The following is a 16,534-nucleotide window of genomic DNA, read 5'->3' as shown; positions in this document are numbered from 1 at the left end:
CAACTGGTAAAAAAGCCGTTTGAGTTGTCAACAGAGCACGTTCATAACCAGCCGGGAAGGTATCTGCTCAAAACATATAGTCATTGTTTGCTGTTGAAAATAGACACCCGTTTAACTCTTAGACCGCTAGTGAACAGAGCCTTATGCATATCCTTCTACTCAACTACTTCTCGTACAGATGGATATTTCAAAGTTCTTCAATCTGCTCACGCCCTTGATCGGTGTGGCCATCATGGGCGTTATCATGATCGGATACGGGTTCGTTAACCCCAAGCAAGACAATAACATCCTGCAATTTCTGTTTGGTATTCCCATCATGGCTGGTGCGCTCGGCCTTCATTGGGTAGTCCGCCGTATGACCCACAACAATACGCTGTCGGTTTGGATCATAGAATCCATTCTGGTCGGTTTTATGGTGTATGTCTTTTTGCGGTCCTGACCGCGTATTCCACAACGCGATCTATAAACACGTTTTCGATATGACTAAGTTAGTTTCTGTTATAGGCTTACTGCTAATGGCCATGGTGTTTGTTGGCTTTCAGCAAACCGACGGGTGGATGGGTAAATGGACAGGTGAGCACAAGGAAGGCGTAACATATACCATTCGGGTAAAAGACAAGTACAGGGGTATGAATGTATGTGAAGTCCATGCCGAAGGTATCCAGACATTCTATACCCTGGAGTGTGTAGCCACCGGCACACCGACAACCTTAGACGTGTATTACCGCTCCGCCACCGACGGTGCTTTCCACGCCAAAGACCGAGTGGATATTAACAAACCGCTTTTCAGCTTAAAGCGCGACAAGGGCAAAGTCGTTTGGCAGTGGAAACAGATATTTAGCGGAGGCATTCCTGTGCATAAGGCGAAGTAGCTGTTGTGTGCTTGATCGTGGTGTTGCTGACGCGTCAGCAACACCACGCAACACGTAATTTTCCAATTTACAATCGAATCGTTGAATCGACGCCGATTTCGTCAACGAAGTATTGGTCGTGCGAAATGACGAGGACCGTACCGTTGAAATCTTTTATCGCTTTGGTAAGTATCTCCTGACTCAGCACATCCAGGTTGTTGGTGGGCTCGTCGAGGATGAGTACGTCGGGGGCGGCCGTGCTGACAGCCAGACAGCAAAGCAGGAGCTTCATTTTCTCGCCACCGCTAAGCCCCGCACAGGACCGATCCCAGCTTTCGCGGGGAAACTGGTGCTGCACCAACAGCGTTTTCAGTTCGTGCTCGGGTAACAAGCGCGAATTGAACGCTTCGACCTGTTCAATAAGAGAACGCTGGTTATTTATGTGCGAATACTCCTGATCGATATACACCGGCTGAAAATCGGCCCGAAAAAGCGTTCCCTCCGACGGTTGCAAGGATCCCGTCATCAACTTTAACAGTGTCGTCTTACCGGAGCCATTGTTCCCGGTGATTCGGATTCGGTCGCCCGAGCGAATCTGGAAGGTTAGAGGATAGGGCCAGAGATTATGTTCGCTGTACGCGAAGTTGATTGCTTTGGCCTTCACCAGCACCTTGCCCTTGTGCAAATCTGACTTCCTGAAGTCAAGCGCTAGTACAAGATGTTCCTGAATCTGCGACCGGATCTGCTGAAGATGATCGGTTATATCATTAATTTTATCGGTTTGCACGTCCTTCAGTTTAGCGGTACTCTGCTCGGCTTTGCGCTGAAGTCCACCGGCAACAATGCGCGGCAGCCCTTGCTTCTGACCATGCGCCTTGCCCCGTATCTCCTGTTTCTGTCGCTGTTCAGCTACGTCCCTGGCTTTTTGCCGGGCCTGTTTGAGGGTTTTCGCCTGCTCGTCCAATTGATCGTGCAAGGCCGCCAGTTTACCTTCTTTCTGCGCCTGGTAGAAATCATAGTTTCCGCCGTAGACCTCAATGCCACTTTTGCTCAGTTCCAATGTCATGTCCAGCTGGTTGAGCAAGGCGCGGTCGTGACTGACCACCAGCATGGTTTCCTTACGTTGTGTAATGAACGCGTAAAGTAAATCACGACTTGCCGAATCCAGATGGTTAGACGGTTCATCCAGCAGGACAATAGCCGGCTCGTGAATGGCTATACCAGCCAGAAATACCTTCGTTTTCTCGCCCCCACTCAACGAGTCCATGCGCTGGGCGAGATCAATGTGCTTTAGATGCCAGTAAGCAAATGCGCTTTGTACCCGTTCCTCAATGTCCCAGTCATCGTCCAGATCTACGAAATACTGAGAAGACGCGTCTCCACCGAGAATGGCGTGCAATGCATTCAGCTTCTCCTGGACGCCCAATGCCTGCGCTACGGTATTGGCATCGTATTGGCCCAGGTGCTGGGGGACGTAATACACGGTACCCGATAGGCTAATTTCGCCCTCGGCGGGTTGCAGCCGTCCGGCTACCAGTTGCAGTACAGTTGATTTCCCGGAGCCGTTGTTGCCCACCAAAGCGGCTTTTGTAGCCGTTGGTATGGTCAGGCCGATATGATGAAACAACACCTCTCGATCGGGATGGATATAGGCGAGTGATTTAGCGACAATACTCATATTGTACTAATGGATAAGCGGATGAACGAATGGGAAGAAGAGAGACGCAGATAGCAACAAACCCGCAAGGCGCGGCCCGCAGTGGGTAGCCCTGACAGACGTGGCGATCTGGTGTATGGAGCAAGCTAGCTGTGCTCGCTGGAGAAATGAAGTGGCTTACATAATGTTAAGTGCAGTCACGATACGCGTATGCGTTGTACGTGATACGTTGACAAGAAAGATTGCCAAACCGTTCTATGAGGTCGGAACGGGCGATGGTTTTCGACCATCCTGCTTACTTAACTTTCACATTGTAAAGAAAAATCAGTCGTTGTTGGCACAAAGATAAAGCGTAACGGCTTTAGGATGCAAGCAGGACACTGTTACGTAACAACATAGCTTATCAATTGGCACAACAGTAGTTAGCCACTACATATCCAGACGGCGTACACAATCCAGAGCATATACACCGGCTGAAACAGCAACCGCGACCAGATATACCACGGCTTATCCGGTAAGCCGCCCGGTGGCGGTAGGTTATGAATAGCAACGTTGATGTTGGCCGAAAAAGGCGATCAGCAACGGGATAAGGCCCCAGGCGGCTAGCGTACGCCTTTCGGCAAACAATAGACCAATTCCTAACATAATTTCGACCATGCCCGATAGCAACACCATCACATGCGCACTAGGCAGGAACTTTGGCACCATGTACATCATTTGTTCGGGTTTACGTAAATGGCTTAGTCCAATCGGGACAAACATAGCCGTAGTTGCCAACAGTATATCGTTCCGAATGAACAAGAAATAATCGGATTGTGCAACCCAGCCAATGCCATACAGCAAGGCCGCGATAGATACCAAACCCGTAAAAAATGCCATAACTGTTCAGCTGTTGATTGAAAAGCAGTTTTCTTGTAATTTAAAGCAGTCGAGCTGATGATAATCAACTAATAACCAAGGCTAGCCCAGATCTTATTCAGATATCCTCAAATAAGTATTGAAATATATTCTGTAAACAAAAATAAAACCTCTCAAATAATCAGCGGTATAATGAACATGGAAAAGTTGTTTGAAGATAAAGAAAGGACAAATTTCAACTATGCAAACTATCAGCATGACACCTACGATTTTTACGATAACTCGGCTATTGAGAAATTTGCAATCATTAGAGAAAAGTTAAACGAATGGTATAATAGATTTCCAGAGTCAGGCAAAAGACAATTAAAAGGCGATTTCAAATCACAGTTTGACTCAGCTTTCTTCGAATTATTTGTGCATGAATTGTTCTTTCGACAAGGCTTTACCTTATTAGTACACCCTACTATTTCAAATTCAACTAAAAATCCTGACTTTCTAGCTAAGAAAGGATCATTAGAAATCTATTTAGAAGCCAGAGTATCACATGATAAATCAAAGGAAGAAAAATTATTGGAAAGCAGACAAGATGTTATTCAAGATGCTCTAAACTCAATAGATTCAAAACGTTATGGAATAAAGGTTATAGAAATAATTTTCCTTTCTTCCAGGCAAGCTAGATTAAGAAAAATAAGAGATCACTTCCAAAAAATCATAGACGAACATGCTAAATCTTATGCTTCGAATAAAAATACAAATACTTATTGGCCTGAAAAATATATAACTTATAATGACGAAGATATAAGAGTATCAATATCATTAGGGGAAGTAGATTTCGATTTGACTCGCCCCATTATCTCCTCTCTAGGAGGAAGTTATGTTGGTGGTAGTGATCAAGCGATTAGAGATGCTATCAAAGCAAAAGCCTACCGCTATGGGACGCTCGATAAGCCTTACATTATTTGTATAAATTCTTTGAGTATTAAGCAAACTTATACGGAGGATGTATACGATGCTTTATTCGGAAGTAAAAGGAGTCAGCCGTTTGAATACAGAAACGATAGATGTCAAAAGTTTCAAACAAGCTATGATGGCCTTTTTGCCAAAGACTCAACTCCTTCATATAGCAACGTTTCGGGGGTGTTCATTACCAAGGTAATGCCAACTAATTTACAGGTCGCTAAACATTGGCTAGTCAAACATCCTTATACAGAGAATGATCTAAATTTTAACCGTATCGACCTTAGCCATATCCAAGCGAATATTGATAAAATTGAGGAAGTAACAAAAAAATCAATTGGAGAAATTGTTTTACCTGTTGAGGTTACGTAAAACAAAAGCTTCCCTTACTAATGAGGAAGCTTTAAAAAAAAATGTCAAACCCGGTATAGATAAGCAACATTTAATCATCGCTTCTTTGCCACCTTCACCGGCTCAAACGATAAATTACTTGTAAAGAACGGAAGCATTTTCTGTTCGATACGTTCACCAATGCGGTTGATGTGATCGCCCTCGTATTCTTCGTAGGTATGCGGAATTTTGTACTCGTTCAGCACACTATCCAGTACTTTGTTGTTGGCGGCAATGCTAACATCCTTATTACCCGCGTCGAAGGCTAAGGCATGCAGTTGTTTAATATTGCCGATGTATTGATCAAGAGTTGCCAGCGGGGCGTTGGCCGTCCATTTCGCGATCACCATTTGCTGGGGTTGGCCGTCCTTTGTGGGCAGGTCGACGTAAAAGGGCCCGTTATTTGGGTTTGGTGACCAGGAAGCCGCCGACGCAAACATGGCTTTCGTAAAGAAATCGGCTTTCTCTAAGTCGGCCTGCGTTTTGATGCCTTCCATCCTGGCAGCCATATCGGCGTTACCCGTCCCGTTCGAAGCCGGTATCATACAACAGGGGCTCAGCAGATACAGACTCGAAAAGATCTCGGGGTGCTTCTGCCCGATGCGGATTGTGCCATAGCCACCCATTGAGTGCCCCGCCAGTCCACGGCTGGCGGCTTGCGGAATGGTGCGGTAGTTTTTGTCAATATAGGCGACTAGTTCACTGGCTACGTAATCTTCCCAGTTGCCAATCGTCACCGAGTTCGAGTACATACTCCCAAAAAACCGGTTGTAAGCATTGGGCGTCACGATGATAAACTCTTTCGATTTTCCCTCGGCCAGTGCTTTGTCGGCCACGGCGGGCAGGTTGATCCAGTGTTTGGTGAAGCCGTACCATTTATCATCGCTGTCCGTGAAACCGTGCAGGAAGTAAATGACCGGATAACGACGGTTCTTATCAGTCCCGTAACTCGGCGGCAGATAGATGGATACGTCCCGGTCAGGAGAGTCACCCGCCAGATTGCCCTCCAGCCCTTTCCCATGTACTTTGATCCGTTCTACCTTTCCGGCCTTCGTGCCACCCTCCTGCCCGTAGCTTAGCAAATGACAAGCGCCCACCAATAAGAGTGAATAAACGAAACGACTAACCAGTCGTAGTTGCGAGTATGTACAGCTTCGATTCATGAGAACAGAAGCAAGCAAACACCCTTTTTTACTATCTGAGGTGAGGTTGTGTTGTTTAAGTATTCGCTGACACGCAGTGTTACTGACGCGTGGTCCGTCGTTACGGGGCTGAGCGTCAGCAAACTTATTTATACTACTCAAAATACTTCTTAAGGTCTTTATCTTCCCCTTTCCACTGGGCAATCTTCGCCAGGCTTTTCACCAGCGGCTCCTGAATGAAGGCAGGGATACCATCCAGATACGTTTCGCTATACCCCAGCAGCAGGGCCATATGCCAGGGGTTATTGGGCAACTCCCCGTTGAACTGCCCATCATTCCCTAGGCCGTAGGCTATACGTACCGACTTCTCAAGACCGCGGGCTGGGGTTGTTTTTACAATCAAAATAGCTTTTGTATTGGTCTGGTTCTGAAAAAAATGCAGCTGGGTTTTCTTGGCCGATGCCTGTTCGCCCGGATGTAGTTTAAGTTCTGTCCCCTCCAGCCCGATGGTCATTTCGCCCTGTTCAACCATAAAAAACTCATCGAACGTTTTATGGTAGTGCCAGCCATTCCCCCCATGCGGCTCTACTTCGACCCGCACCAGTTCATACGCTCCTTTTGTATCGTGGGCCGTTTTCAGGAAGGTGCTGGCGTAATTTCCTTCTTTATTCACAATGGTTCGATCGCTCCGGTCACCCATACTCATGTCCAGGTCAGGCAGAAACACGGCAAACGTGATGATGCTCAGGAAAGTGAATACGACCAGAAACACAGGTAAACCGACTAACGTGTACAGTAAACGTAACCAAAGGGCATGATCTCTTGTCCAGACCCGGTAGACGCCGGTCGGATAAAACACGAAAGACAGTACGTGGATGAGTACATTTTGATTTGACGAGGAAGTCGCTAACGCTTGCATAAAATCTGTTTTTGTTTTGTTCGAATTTGTTGTTCTTTGTTTATGCAAAGTTGGTCCTTCCTAAGCCTCAGCAGTTTAGGGAAAACGGATAACGATTTAGGCTAAATGGATAAACTTGTTACTGACAACTGGGATAGTATTTTCAGTCGTGTGGATCAGCGGCTGGTCCACAGCAGTGACCGGTATACCGAAGCCGTTATGACGTTTGAAGAACCGAATCTGGCGGTCGGCAGCATTGGTCAGGTCATAACGCCGAACATGGCGCTCATGCAGGTTTCAATTCGTTCGGAGCGTCCGTTGCTTTTGTGCGATACGCAGCCGGTTGAGGACGTAAATTCGGCGTATATCCTGAGTGGAGGTATCGAGTCCCGCTTCTCAAACATTAAGAATCACGTCGATTTCAAGCGTAACCGGCATGGGTTCCAGTACAACCCCACGTTTCAGGCTGACCACATTATTCATTCGGGTCACTTCGATGCGTTTCAGATTTCGTACAATCTCGCCTTTTTCAAAAATCTGATTGGTTCCTCTGAACTCGGCGCGTTAGATCGGGTGGCTGAGAGCATGGAGCGCAAAGCCGTCTTTTTTGCCTCTCCCAACCAACTGAAAGTGCAGCCAAGGATGGCCGAAATCATTTGTGCTGTTAAAAACTGCATATTCCAGGGTCTCACTCGGTACCTGTTTATTGAAGCTAAACTCCTGGAGTTATTTGCCTTACAGGTTGATCACATAGTGCAGGCCAGTCGGCTTCCGGCCAAAACTCAATGGAATCGAGCCGATAAAGAGAAACTAAGCGCTGTCCGGGAGTTTATCGAATTAAATTACCTCCAACCGCTTACGCTGACTCAGATCACCCATCAGTTTGGCCTGAATGAGTTTAAATTGAAGAAGGGCTACAAGACGTTGTTCAATACTACCGTTTTCGGCCATATTCATCACCTCCGCATGCAGAAAGCCCGGCAGCTTCTGGCCGGGAAGGTCATGAATGTTTCGGAAACCGCCGATTACATTGGCTATAACAACGTCAGCAGTTTTTCTGCCGAATTCAAAAAACGATTTGGCTACTCCCCCAGCCGGTAATCACCCGTTGTTTTATTTGATGACACTCGCTCAGGCCTGGTCTTAGCAGCGTATCCGTAAGCAGATGGCGAACTGGCCCTTATCTCTAACCCTATCAAAGTATAACCAATTGAATAACAATTATTTATTACAGAGAACTACTGCAATTTTACGGCTCTCGTTTAGCATAATTTGAAGTTATAGAAAACAAAATACCCCGCCCCATTCTTAGCTTCAGAATACGGCGGAGTACTACTTGTACTAGTTTGTTTAAACTGAGTATGCTTCTTCTAACTGCTGAATGTCGATTTTCGACATCTTCATCATAGCGGTCATAACGCGCTGGGCTTTCTCGGGGTCTTCATCCTGTAACAAGTTATCCAGAGCAGACGGAGCGACTTGCCACGAAACACCAAACTTATCTTTGAGCCAGCCACACGGACCTTTTTGGCCACCTTCCGAAAGCTTTTCCCAATACGTGTCTACTTCTGCCTGACTTTTGCAATCGACAAAGAGAGATATACCCTCCGAAAAGGTGAAATAAGACCCACCGTTTAGCGCAAAGAACTCTTGCCCATCCAACTGAAAGGTAACAGACATAACACTTCCTTTCGGCATAGGTGCCCCTTCTCCATAATGAGTGACGCGCACAATTCTTGAATTGGGGAAAATGGAGGTGTAGAAGTTTGCAGCCTCTTCCGCCTGATTGTTGTACGTCAGGAATGTTGTGATCGTTTGCATGTTGTTTACTGTTCTGGTTAGCGACTAAACAAAGATACCAGCTATACATGCAAGCGAAGGAGGTCAAATCCGCCAATGAACGGGGGTATTGCGACAAACAGCCTGGTCATTAGCCATTGGCTATTTGCTATCATTGATAGTCACTATAAACAGGCTTTAATGACGCCTGATGACAACGAATGACCTAACGACTACTGCTACTTTTTTGCATTACCTTCTTAAAATACTGTCCCTGACGGGTGGGTGTGTAGTTCCAATCCGTAAACATCATGGGTGCCCACTGCGGGTCGAATACCCAAACTACGTACGAAATGCCGTTGGTGTCGCAGTATTTTGTGATGGCATCGCCGTACGACTCATCACTGATTACCGGTACGTGAGCGCCCTTATCGTCGGGCCCGCAGAAGCCGATTTCCGTTAACACGACCGGATACTTTTTCGCTACGTATCCCCAGTCGGCCGTCCATTTGTCTTCCCACGGCTTTTCGCGTTTCATGGGATACGGATGGCTCACATAGGCAATTCCTTCGGCATTAATCGGGTTCTTCGCTACCTCTTTCAGATCATACGCCCAATTGAAACCAGCTACCAGTGGGATAGCTTTGGCTCCATTAGCCCGGATGATGGTGATGGTCTCTTCCATGAGTTTTTTCCACTCATCCCAGCTACAGGTGCCCAGTTTACCACCCATCACCGTTGGTTCGTTGAATAGCTCGAAGAAGGCAACGGTCGAATTGTCTTTATAGTGATCGGCTATCGTGCGCCAGAACTCAAACGTCTCTTTCTGTGTGGTTTCGTATATGGGGTTCTGATACATCTCGTTCTTCAGATTCCCGATGCTGTGCCAGTCGATGATGACGTATAAACCAAGTTCGCTGGCCCAGTTCACGCCCTTATCCAGCAGTTGAAGGTATTGGGCTTTCCCCCGGTTCCGCCAGGCGGCCGGGTGCACCGGAAACCGGACGAGGGTTGCGCCCCAGCGTTTCATTTCTTCAAAATAAGACTTATCCCAATGGCCGCTCTTTTCCAGCTTATCAGGATCGCTGGCGTTCAGTCCGCGAAAAACAAGCGTCTTGCCATCGGCCGTAACTAACTTATTTCCCTCAACGCGTATTTGACTGAGCTTGGCAACTGTCTGCGCCGGAGATTGACTAGTGAATAAGGAGAGTAAGAGGAATAAAGAAAGTGACGAGAGTTTCATTAAGTGTATATGCAAGGGCGATAGTTAAGTTGTCAGCAACTTCAAAGTTATACTTTCTCAATCAGTGTGAGCCATTCTTTCGACAGTTGAATACGAACGATTCAAGCAAATCAACTATTTTGCAATATGCTTCTACCGTTTGCTGAACGTGCTTATGCCGATGATTCTAAATTTACAGGTTACTGCTTAAATCCAAATCACCCATATGGTAAGCATAAAGCCAAAGTGTTTTATGTAGCCTTAGGTATAACGTTAGCGAACTGGGAAGCTCTTAAAACAGCTGTTTTAAATGCCGTTTTGTTAAATCCTGCGGAATACGGAGGTTGTAACAGCTATGGCAAATTATACGCTGTTGATTTCGTCATGACATATAATAACAAAACGGCTACTGTACGCACAAGTTGGACTATCCATGATAATGAAAACTTTCCCCGGCTGACAAGTTGTTACATAATTAATTACTGATACTGCTAACATGGACATTCTAAAACTGCACGACACAATTGCACTTATAAAGCCGCTACCAGAATTCAATCTTCGCCGGGGTGAAATTGGTGTCATTGTTGATGCAGGCCCCCGGGATCAGTATTTAGTAGAGTTTTCCGGCCGCAATGGTATACCCTATGCAACGCCCACTGTCTCAGTAAACGATATCATGAAAGTCTATCTGCACGCTGATATAGTAGAGTAACTTGCCTGTGCTCTTGTGAACATACACTATAAGCGGGTTGCTCAAGCATTCTTGACTTTACCTAAAAATCTGTATCAGCCTTTTTGAAGTCCATCTCTTTGATCCAGATGTTGCGGTACAAGACATCGTGCCCTTCGGCTTGTAGCTTTAGGCCGCCGGGCGTATCGGTAACGCCTTTGCCGCCGTCATTACCGCCATCGATGCCGGAGTTTGGCCCACCCCATACCTGATTGATACGTTGGTTGGTATACACTTTCTTGCCGTTGAAGTACATCGAGACCATAGCGGGCTCCGTACGTTTGCCATCCTGAAAACGAGCCGCCCGGAACTGGATGTCGTAAGCATTCCATTTGCCAATGCCATTGTAGGCGTAATACGGCGATGGAGATTCGTTGATAACAGCCCCCATGCCGTGCGAAGTTGTGTCGCCATCGACGACCTGGATCTCGTAGCGATTTTGCAGATAAACCCCACTATTGCCGCCTGCTTTGCTGATGTAGAATTCGACGTGCAACCGAAAATCGCGGTACGGCTTTTTGGTCACAATATCAGCGGCTCCGTATTTACCACCCGCAGCTGCCGGGTCATTGGTATTTAAAACCATCCCACTCCCCGTTGGGTCTTTTTGGACCTCCCATTTGATGGGCAGCGTAGCGGCCAGCCGGGGACCTTGCCAGTACGTCCATTTCTCGTCAAGCATCTTGCGGGAGCCGTCGAACAGGACCTCAGCGCTTTTCGGCGGTTTCACGCCAATGCCGACTGGCTCTTTCACTTCAGGCATCATTGCCAGGCTAACAGCCAACATCGTCGACGTAGCAAGTGTATAAATGGCTGCACGGGTAAATGACTTCATGAGCGTATAAGGGGGTTAGTTAGGTTCCTGCGTATAGACGTACCAGCTACTTGGTCGCGACATTAAAAGTAAGCACTTCATGGCGAACATCTACCGCTCTATTCGCTGAAATAAGCAGGCTGGGAGTTAGTTAGGCCACCACCCATTAGCCGTATACTCAGTAAGTAAATCATTCGGGTTGGTCAGGAACAATCGCTTTTGGTTGCGCGTCTATACGAGTACGTACCTTTTTTGCAGTTCATGACCCGTCGGCAGCATTTTGTCATTATCCTGATTTTAGGGACTCTCTCTACGATCAGTCCGTTTTCCATCGACATGTATTTGCCGGGTTTTCCGGCTATTGCGAAAAGTCTGCACACCTCCATTGCTCAGGTTCAGTTATCGTTAACGGCCTATCTGGTCGGTATCTCGGCGGGCCAGCTTCTGTACGGTCCTCTGCTCGACCGCTATGGCCGGAAGCTGCCGCTTTATGCCGGTCTGGCGGTTTATCTGGTGGCATCAATTGGGTGTGCATCAACAGCCTCTATCGAGACCCTGATTCTGATGCGGTTGCTTCAGGCTTTGGGTGGATGCGTTGGCCTGGTAGCGGCTCAGGCATTGGTCCGTGATCTGTTTCCCGTCGATAAAACGGCCCAGGTTTTTTCGCTGCTCACGCTGGTTGTTGCCGTTTCGCCAATGATTGCACCAACGGTGGGTGGTTACGCTACGGTCGCCTTTGGCTGGCATTCTATATTCATCATCCTGGCCGCTATTACGGCCATTATTCTGGTGGCCATCTACTACCTTTTACCCGACGGGCGACGAGCCGATCCGTCGCTGTCGCTTAAACCGCAGGCCGTGTTAGGCAATTTCCTGATGGTGCTCAAACAGCCGCAGTTTCTCACGTATGCCTTAGCGGGTGGCCTGGCGACCTCGGCTCCTTTCGCGTATATATCTGGCTCCCCCGATGTGTTCATGACAATTTACCGGGTAAGTGAGCAGCACTACGGCTGGATCTTTGCCTTTCTGGCAGTGGGTATCATTGGCCCAACACAGTTGAACCACTTCCTGCTGAAGCGGTATACCAGCGAGCGGATTGTACACGCTGTTTTGCTGTATCAGTCGGCGGTAGGCGTACTGCTGATTATCGGTGTGTGGGCAGGCTGGTATGGGCTGTATGGATTGATTGGGATGCTGTTTCTGTTTTTATGCGGTCAGGGGCTGAGCAATCCCAATGCGTCGGCGCTTTCGCTGGCTCCGTTCGTGCGGCACGCGGGCAGTGCCGCGGCTCTGATGGGCAGCTTTCGGATGGCATTTGGAGCGCTGGTATCGGGCGTAGTCAGTATACTCCACAACAATACGGCCCTTCCGATGGTCGGCGTTATGACGGCCTGCGTAATCAGCGGCCTGTTGGTGCTGCTGATCGGCGAGCGAGCCATCCAGTATCGGAGCAAGCGATTGACAACCGAAGAGCCTTCGCCCGAAGTGGTGCTTTAGCATTGACTCGCTTCACCGGTCCGGCGACTGCTATGAACGACTGAACCCGTAAAATCAACAACTGAGCCGGGTTGTCCTTAGTCTGCCAAACGGGTCAGGCTATGTTTGCAATCGTAAACACAAATACACGATTGCTATGAAAAAACTGTTAGTACTCCTCTTCGTAGTTGCCTCACTTGCAGCTTGTAAGAAAGACACCGACGTTCAACCCCAGTCAACTGCCCTTGCCGATAAATTTACAGGCACGTACAAACTCAGTTCGTTTCGCTACACCAGCGGTGACGTTAAGGTGAATTTCTCCACGCTGCCCATGGTCGATAACGGCCAGACGGTGGCGTCCGGTACGGTTAAACTCTCCAAAGCGGGTGAGGCAGCGCTTAATCTGGCATTTCTTCTAAAGACTCAGGGCAACGAAGACGTTACGTTCTCGCTCGATGATCTGGCCATTAAGCAGGAAGGTGGAGAGTATGGCCTTTACGCTGAGGGCGTACGTATTGCGGATGTAGAAGGCAGCCTGATCATCTTCAACTATTCGGCAACCGATCCGGCCACCCACGCATCGCAGGAGATCGCTTTCATTGCGAACAGGTAATGTTCTTTAGTTAAGGTGAATTCTGGATAACATCCAATATAACCACCTCATTTGCAACGAGACGCTGGGCCTCGCCACGGCGTCAGCATTGTATTCACAACTCACGTTGTTCAAGCGCTTTACGAAAGCCGCCCAGACTATGCTGGCGGCTTTTGCATTATACACAGACAAATTTTCAATTATAAATAACTGATTATTAGCAATTTCTGACAGAGCAATGGTTCGTTTTTCAAGTCAGCGTTGCTTTCTTACGCTTCATCTTCTATTTCCGGCGACTCGTACTTATCTGCTTTTCGCTACGATCAACTGTCCGCTACTTTTGTCCACAAGTGAACAGCGCCTGTCCGGTTTCGTACAAGTTTGGCACAGCCCCAAAAAGCTAACTATCTGATTGTCAATTGACAGTTAAATTGGCACAGCGTTTGGCTCACTGGCATTGAGCAGTTGATTGACTGCCTGTATCAAACACAACAAATACAACCTTTAAAACACTACCATCATGTTCACAGTACTGAGTAATCTGATCGGCGCTATTTTAGTATCAGCAGCCACCCTGGGCAACCCTACCAATCCAAAGGGTTTGTCGTTCGACGCCAGCGCTTTTGTTACCGCTAAAAACCAAATCCGGTTATCGGTTGTAAAGCCAACAACCGAGCAGCTTACCGTGGTTTTGCGGGATGAGAAGAACCATGTTCTGTACGAAAGATTCATTCCGAGATACGAAAGCAAACCCGCTATTCTGTTCAACGTTGACGAACTCGCCGACGGTCAGTACGAAATCGAAATCCGCTCAGCTCAGGGCAGCATCCGCAAGCAGGTGAAGCTGATGACCTCACGGCAGCCACAGCGCCTGATCACCATGCAGGCTGAGTAACCTTTGTCAGACAGCTTCTGAATACCACACCTGAATTGCGCAGCCCGAACGTACGGTACGTTCGGGCTGCCTGTTTTATGAGATTATGTTAGTACGCTTATACAACTTCGGGCCCAGGCAACGTAGCGCCAATCATCTTTTCGGCGCTATTCCCTGCAAACGGCAGGCTTCGGAATCGAACTGAATGAGGAAATACGTTTCCAGCAGATACTCAAAGGCATGACGGTTTATCACATCCTTTCTGATGATACGTCCGTTTTCGGTAATCATCATCCGATTATCCGTTAACGTAATGCGGCCCTGGGGTGTAACGAGCGTACATAACATGTTCTGCGTAAAATACGAGTGCTCCGAAGTTTGGTGATAGTGGCACATCGCTTCAAACTCATGAATCGCCCGTGGCGTCAGCGAAAAAATATACGCGGCAATCCAGTTTCCGGCTTCATCCTTCTGCCGGACGGCCAGGTACTGGTCATCGTGTTTTGTGATTACGTAGCAGCCGGTTCTGTCGGACTGGGGCACATCGCACGTTACCGCCAGCGGGTGTAGTGGAAACCGACGACCAAACCCAACATCAACCAGCCAGTCCGTACCATCAATGTGTGCGATAATCGCCAAGTGATCGAATTCGTTGTTGTAGCCTTTGCCCGGCTCATAAACACGGCCTGATACCCGCTTTACCTGAAAACCAATCGTTCGAAGGAGTTCGTAGAAAAGGCCGTTGAGTTCGTAACAGAAACCGCCCCGTTTTCGGGTGATTACTTTATCGAACAGCGTATCTCGGTCCAGCTCAATCGGCTGGCCGTAGTGAATATCCAGATTTTCGAGAGGTATCGTTAACAAGTGCTGGTAATGCAGTTTCTGCAAAGTTTCCAGTGTTGTATCTACCACCCCGGTATAGTGAAGCCGCTCGAGATAGGCACTGACGTTCATAGCCGCTGTTTTTCATTAATTCCGGCCAAAATTGGAATAAACCGCTATAAACATCCAGAACTGTTTTGCTGAACTGTGCTAACTAACTGGTAAACTGACAATCCTACCGCCTGAATCGTTACCGAGTACCCCTAATCAATCCGGGTCAGCGTCTTATATTCGGCCCCTGATCAACGCGTATTCCCGGTTGGTTCGCGGGTCCAGATTTCGTTAACCTGTCCGCCGGTCGAACTCTGGCCAGTGTGGGTCCATTCGCTGCCGGTTACCTTGTCGGTGAAGCTAAGCGAACGACCAACCCGGCTGTTGTCGCGGGAAAAAAAATCAATAGTTTCGGTATACTGCCCATTCGTAAACGTATACGTACCGCCACCAGTACCCGAGAACTGTTTGGTTTGTGGATTGATAGCTGCCCACTGAAAACGGCTGCCTGTCAGGAGTTTGATCGTTTTTCGGGCACCCCGCTGCATAGCCGTGATTTGTCCGGTCTCGTTCGCCCGACCCGTGATTCGCCATAAGCCTGCCAGGGGTGTCTGCGCCGAAGGCTCGTCAACGCGCGTAAACGTTTGCGCACCGGCCTGACCCGTTATGGTTAGTTTCCCGTTTTGCAGGCCAATCCTGTACGATTCCGCCTGCCCGACCCGGCTGCTATCCTGCGAATCGAATTCAACGGTTAGCGTTAGGGCATCGCCGTTCCGTTGACAGACACCTCCTCGCGTACCAATAAAGCGAGTCGGTTCATAGATCGTCTGCATGAGGTAGTTATCGATGATTGTCAGCATCACCGTTTTTCCGGTTGCGTCAGTCATTCGCCAGGCCCCGTCTACGTCTGTCTTAATTGGTTTAAACGATGCACCTACCCCGATCAGGAACAACAACGCCAGTGTCAACTGTGCTTTCATAGTTTATCAAGTTTAGTTCGCTGTCTACCTCAAAGGCACAAATCTTGGATTGGCTACTCAAATCAATACGTTCGCATTTCAGATGTGGGCGCACTTCAGGTAGTCGGGTCCTGCTCGGAAGCATTTAAACCCAATATTCGTTACTTTCAGCTACCGATACCTCTTAAAACGATCCCGTTAAACAGAAGCACCCATTAACGTATTAAACTTGCTTCCGTTGGTGATCAAACTGGATAGAAAATAAAAATCTCCTGACAACAGGAAAAGCAGAGTTTATCGCATTTAGTGAAACTAGTATCGAAAAAAAATAAGAACGGGAGAATTGAAGCCAGGAGACCCGATTCCGTCGAAAAATGAACTTATCAAAACCTTTAACATAAGCAACACAACCGCCCGCAGAACCCTGCTCGAAATTGAGTCGAAGGGCTGAGCACGCCGGAT

The 16,534-nt window shown here is 47.9% G+C and carries 19 protein-coding genes; 10 read left to right on the top strand and 9 right to left on the bottom strand.

The features are described from left to right. Positions 1-178: 178 nt before the first annotated feature. Entirely contained in the window at positions 179-439 is a 261-nt protein-coding gene (locus ACYVBJ_RS10895; protein WP_460982328.1) for a hypothetical protein, read from the top strand. 40 nt (positions 440-479) lie between these two features. Then, the gene (locus ACYVBJ_RS10890) at positions 480-872 is read left to right on the top strand and encodes a DUF5991 domain-containing protein (protein WP_460982327.1); all 393 of its coding nucleotides are present in this window, start codon (positions 480-482) and stop codon (positions 870-872) included. 67 nt (positions 873-939) lie between these two features. Here the strand turns inward: ACYVBJ_RS10890 and ACYVBJ_RS10885 are convergent, their stop codons facing one another. Together ACYVBJ_RS10885 and ACYVBJ_RS10880 are read right to left on the bottom strand one after the other, a co-directional pair. Further along, positions 940-2,529 carry an ABC-F family ATP-binding cassette domain-containing protein gene (locus ACYVBJ_RS10885; RefSeq protein ID WP_460982326.1) on the bottom strand — a complete coding sequence of 530 codons (1,590 nt, stop codon included), beginning with the start codon at positions 2,527-2,529 and terminating at the stop codon, positions 940-942. A gap of 516 nt (positions 2,530-3,045) precedes the next feature. Beyond that, entirely contained in the window at positions 3,046-3,387 is a 342-nt protein-coding gene (locus ACYVBJ_RS10880; RefSeq protein WP_460982325.1) for a DoxX family protein, read from the bottom strand. A gap of 177 nt (positions 3,388-3,564) precedes the next feature. Between ACYVBJ_RS10880 and ACYVBJ_RS10875 the strand changes: the two genes are divergently transcribed. Beyond that, positions 3,565-4,695: a hypothetical protein gene (locus tag ACYVBJ_RS10875; protein ID WP_460982324.1), complete on the top strand. Its 1,131-nt coding sequence runs from the start codon at positions 3,565-3,567 to the stop codon at positions 4,693-4,695. Positions 4,696-4,769: 74 nt separating this feature from the next. Here the strand turns inward: ACYVBJ_RS10875 and ACYVBJ_RS10870 are convergent, their stop codons facing one another. After that, positions 4,770-5,876 carry an alpha/beta hydrolase gene (locus tag ACYVBJ_RS10870; protein WP_460982323.1) on the bottom strand — a complete coding sequence of 369 codons (1,107 nt, stop codon included), beginning with the start codon at positions 5,874-5,876 and terminating at the stop codon, positions 4,770-4,772. A gap of 133 nt (positions 5,877-6,009) precedes the next feature. Then, on the bottom strand, positions 6,010-6,774 hold the full coding sequence (locus ACYVBJ_RS10865) for a cupin domain-containing protein (protein ID WP_460982322.1): 765 nt from the start codon (positions 6,772-6,774) through the stop codon (positions 6,010-6,012). A 105-nt stretch (positions 6,775-6,879) separates the two neighbouring features. On the opposite strand from ACYVBJ_RS10865, the gene ACYVBJ_RS10860 reads away from it, so the two are divergent. Further along, positions 6,880-7,854 carry a helix-turn-helix transcriptional regulator gene (locus ACYVBJ_RS10860; RefSeq protein WP_460982321.1) on the top strand — a complete coding sequence of 325 codons (975 nt, stop codon included), beginning with the start codon at positions 6,880-6,882 and terminating at the stop codon, positions 7,852-7,854. Between the two features lie 249 nt (positions 7,855-8,103). On the opposite strand, the gene ACYVBJ_RS10855 is transcribed toward ACYVBJ_RS10860, so the two are convergent. Both ACYVBJ_RS10855 and ACYVBJ_RS10850 read right to left on the bottom strand, forming a co-directional pair. Next, positions 8,104-8,574, bottom strand: a complete 471-nt coding sequence (locus tag ACYVBJ_RS10855) for a VOC family protein (protein WP_460982320.1) — start codon at positions 8,572-8,574, stop codon at positions 8,104-8,106. Between the two features lie 184 nt (positions 8,575-8,758). After that, a complete protein-coding gene (locus ACYVBJ_RS10850; RefSeq protein WP_460982319.1) occupies positions 8,759-9,775 on the bottom strand; it encodes a glycoside hydrolase family 5 protein in 1,017 nt (338 codons plus the stop codon). Between the two features lie 126 nt (positions 9,776-9,901). On the opposite strand from ACYVBJ_RS10850, the gene ACYVBJ_RS10845 reads away from it, so the two are divergent. Together ACYVBJ_RS10845 and ACYVBJ_RS10840 are read left to right on the top strand one after the other, a co-directional pair. Beyond that, positions 9,902-10,240, top strand: coding sequence for a DUF6883 domain-containing protein (locus tag ACYVBJ_RS10845; protein WP_460982318.1), 339 nt, complete (start codon positions 9,902-9,904; stop codon positions 10,238-10,240). Between the two features lie 10 nt (positions 10,241-10,250). Continuing rightward, the gene (locus ACYVBJ_RS10840; RefSeq protein ID WP_460982317.1) at positions 10,251-10,466 is read left to right on the top strand and encodes a DUF4926 domain-containing protein; all 216 of its coding nucleotides are present in this window, start codon (positions 10,251-10,253) and stop codon (positions 10,464-10,466) included. Positions 10,467-10,527: 61 nt separating this feature from the next. Here the strand turns inward: ACYVBJ_RS10840 and ACYVBJ_RS10835 are convergent, their stop codons facing one another. Next, positions 10,528-11,319, bottom strand: a complete 792-nt coding sequence (locus ACYVBJ_RS10835) for a 3-keto-disaccharide hydrolase (RefSeq protein ID WP_460982316.1) — start codon at positions 11,317-11,319, stop codon at positions 10,528-10,530. Positions 11,320-11,559: 240 nt separating this feature from the next. Here ACYVBJ_RS10835 and ACYVBJ_RS10830 point away from each other — a divergent pair, with 240 nt between their 5' ends. The 3 genes from ACYVBJ_RS10830 to ACYVBJ_RS10820 all read left to right on the top strand — a co-directional run bounded on the left by ACYVBJ_RS10830 (position 11,560) and on the right by ACYVBJ_RS10820 (position 14,261). After that, positions 11,560-12,795, top strand: a complete 1,236-nt coding sequence (locus ACYVBJ_RS10830; RefSeq protein WP_460982454.1) for a multidrug effflux MFS transporter — start codon at positions 11,560-11,562, stop codon at positions 12,793-12,795. Between the two features lie 136 nt (positions 12,796-12,931). Beyond that, on the top strand, positions 12,932-13,387 hold the full coding sequence (locus tag ACYVBJ_RS10825; protein ID WP_460982315.1) for a hypothetical protein: 456 nt from the start codon (positions 12,932-12,934) through the stop codon (positions 13,385-13,387). Positions 13,388-13,886: 499 nt separating this feature from the next. After that, positions 13,887-14,261, top strand: coding sequence for a hypothetical protein (locus ACYVBJ_RS10820; RefSeq protein WP_460982314.1), 375 nt, complete (start codon positions 13,887-13,889; stop codon positions 14,259-14,261). 132 nt (positions 14,262-14,393) lie between these two features. Here the strand turns inward: ACYVBJ_RS10820 and ACYVBJ_RS10815 are convergent, their stop codons facing one another. Together ACYVBJ_RS10815 and ACYVBJ_RS10810 are read right to left on the bottom strand one after the other, a co-directional pair. Continuing rightward, positions 14,394-15,194, bottom strand: a complete 801-nt coding sequence (locus ACYVBJ_RS10815) for an arylamine N-acetyltransferase family protein (protein ID WP_460982313.1) — start codon at positions 15,192-15,194, stop codon at positions 14,394-14,396. 170 nt (positions 15,195-15,364) lie between these two features. After that, entirely contained in the window at positions 15,365-16,093 is a 729-nt protein-coding gene (locus ACYVBJ_RS10810; protein ID WP_460982312.1) for a membrane or secreted protein, read from the bottom strand. A gap of 322 nt (positions 16,094-16,415) precedes the next feature. On the opposite strand from ACYVBJ_RS10810, the gene ACYVBJ_RS10805 reads away from it, so the two are divergent. Next, a complete protein-coding gene (locus tag ACYVBJ_RS10805; RefSeq protein ID WP_460982311.1) occupies positions 16,416-16,523 on the top strand; it encodes a hypothetical protein in 108 nt (35 codons plus the stop codon). Positions 16,524-16,534: the final 11 nt, after the last annotated feature.

It is taken from the genome of Spirosoma fluminis, from assembly GCF_054778895.1.
Note: the sequence above shows the minus strand (reverse complement) of the source record. Positions and strands in the feature narration are given on the sequence as shown.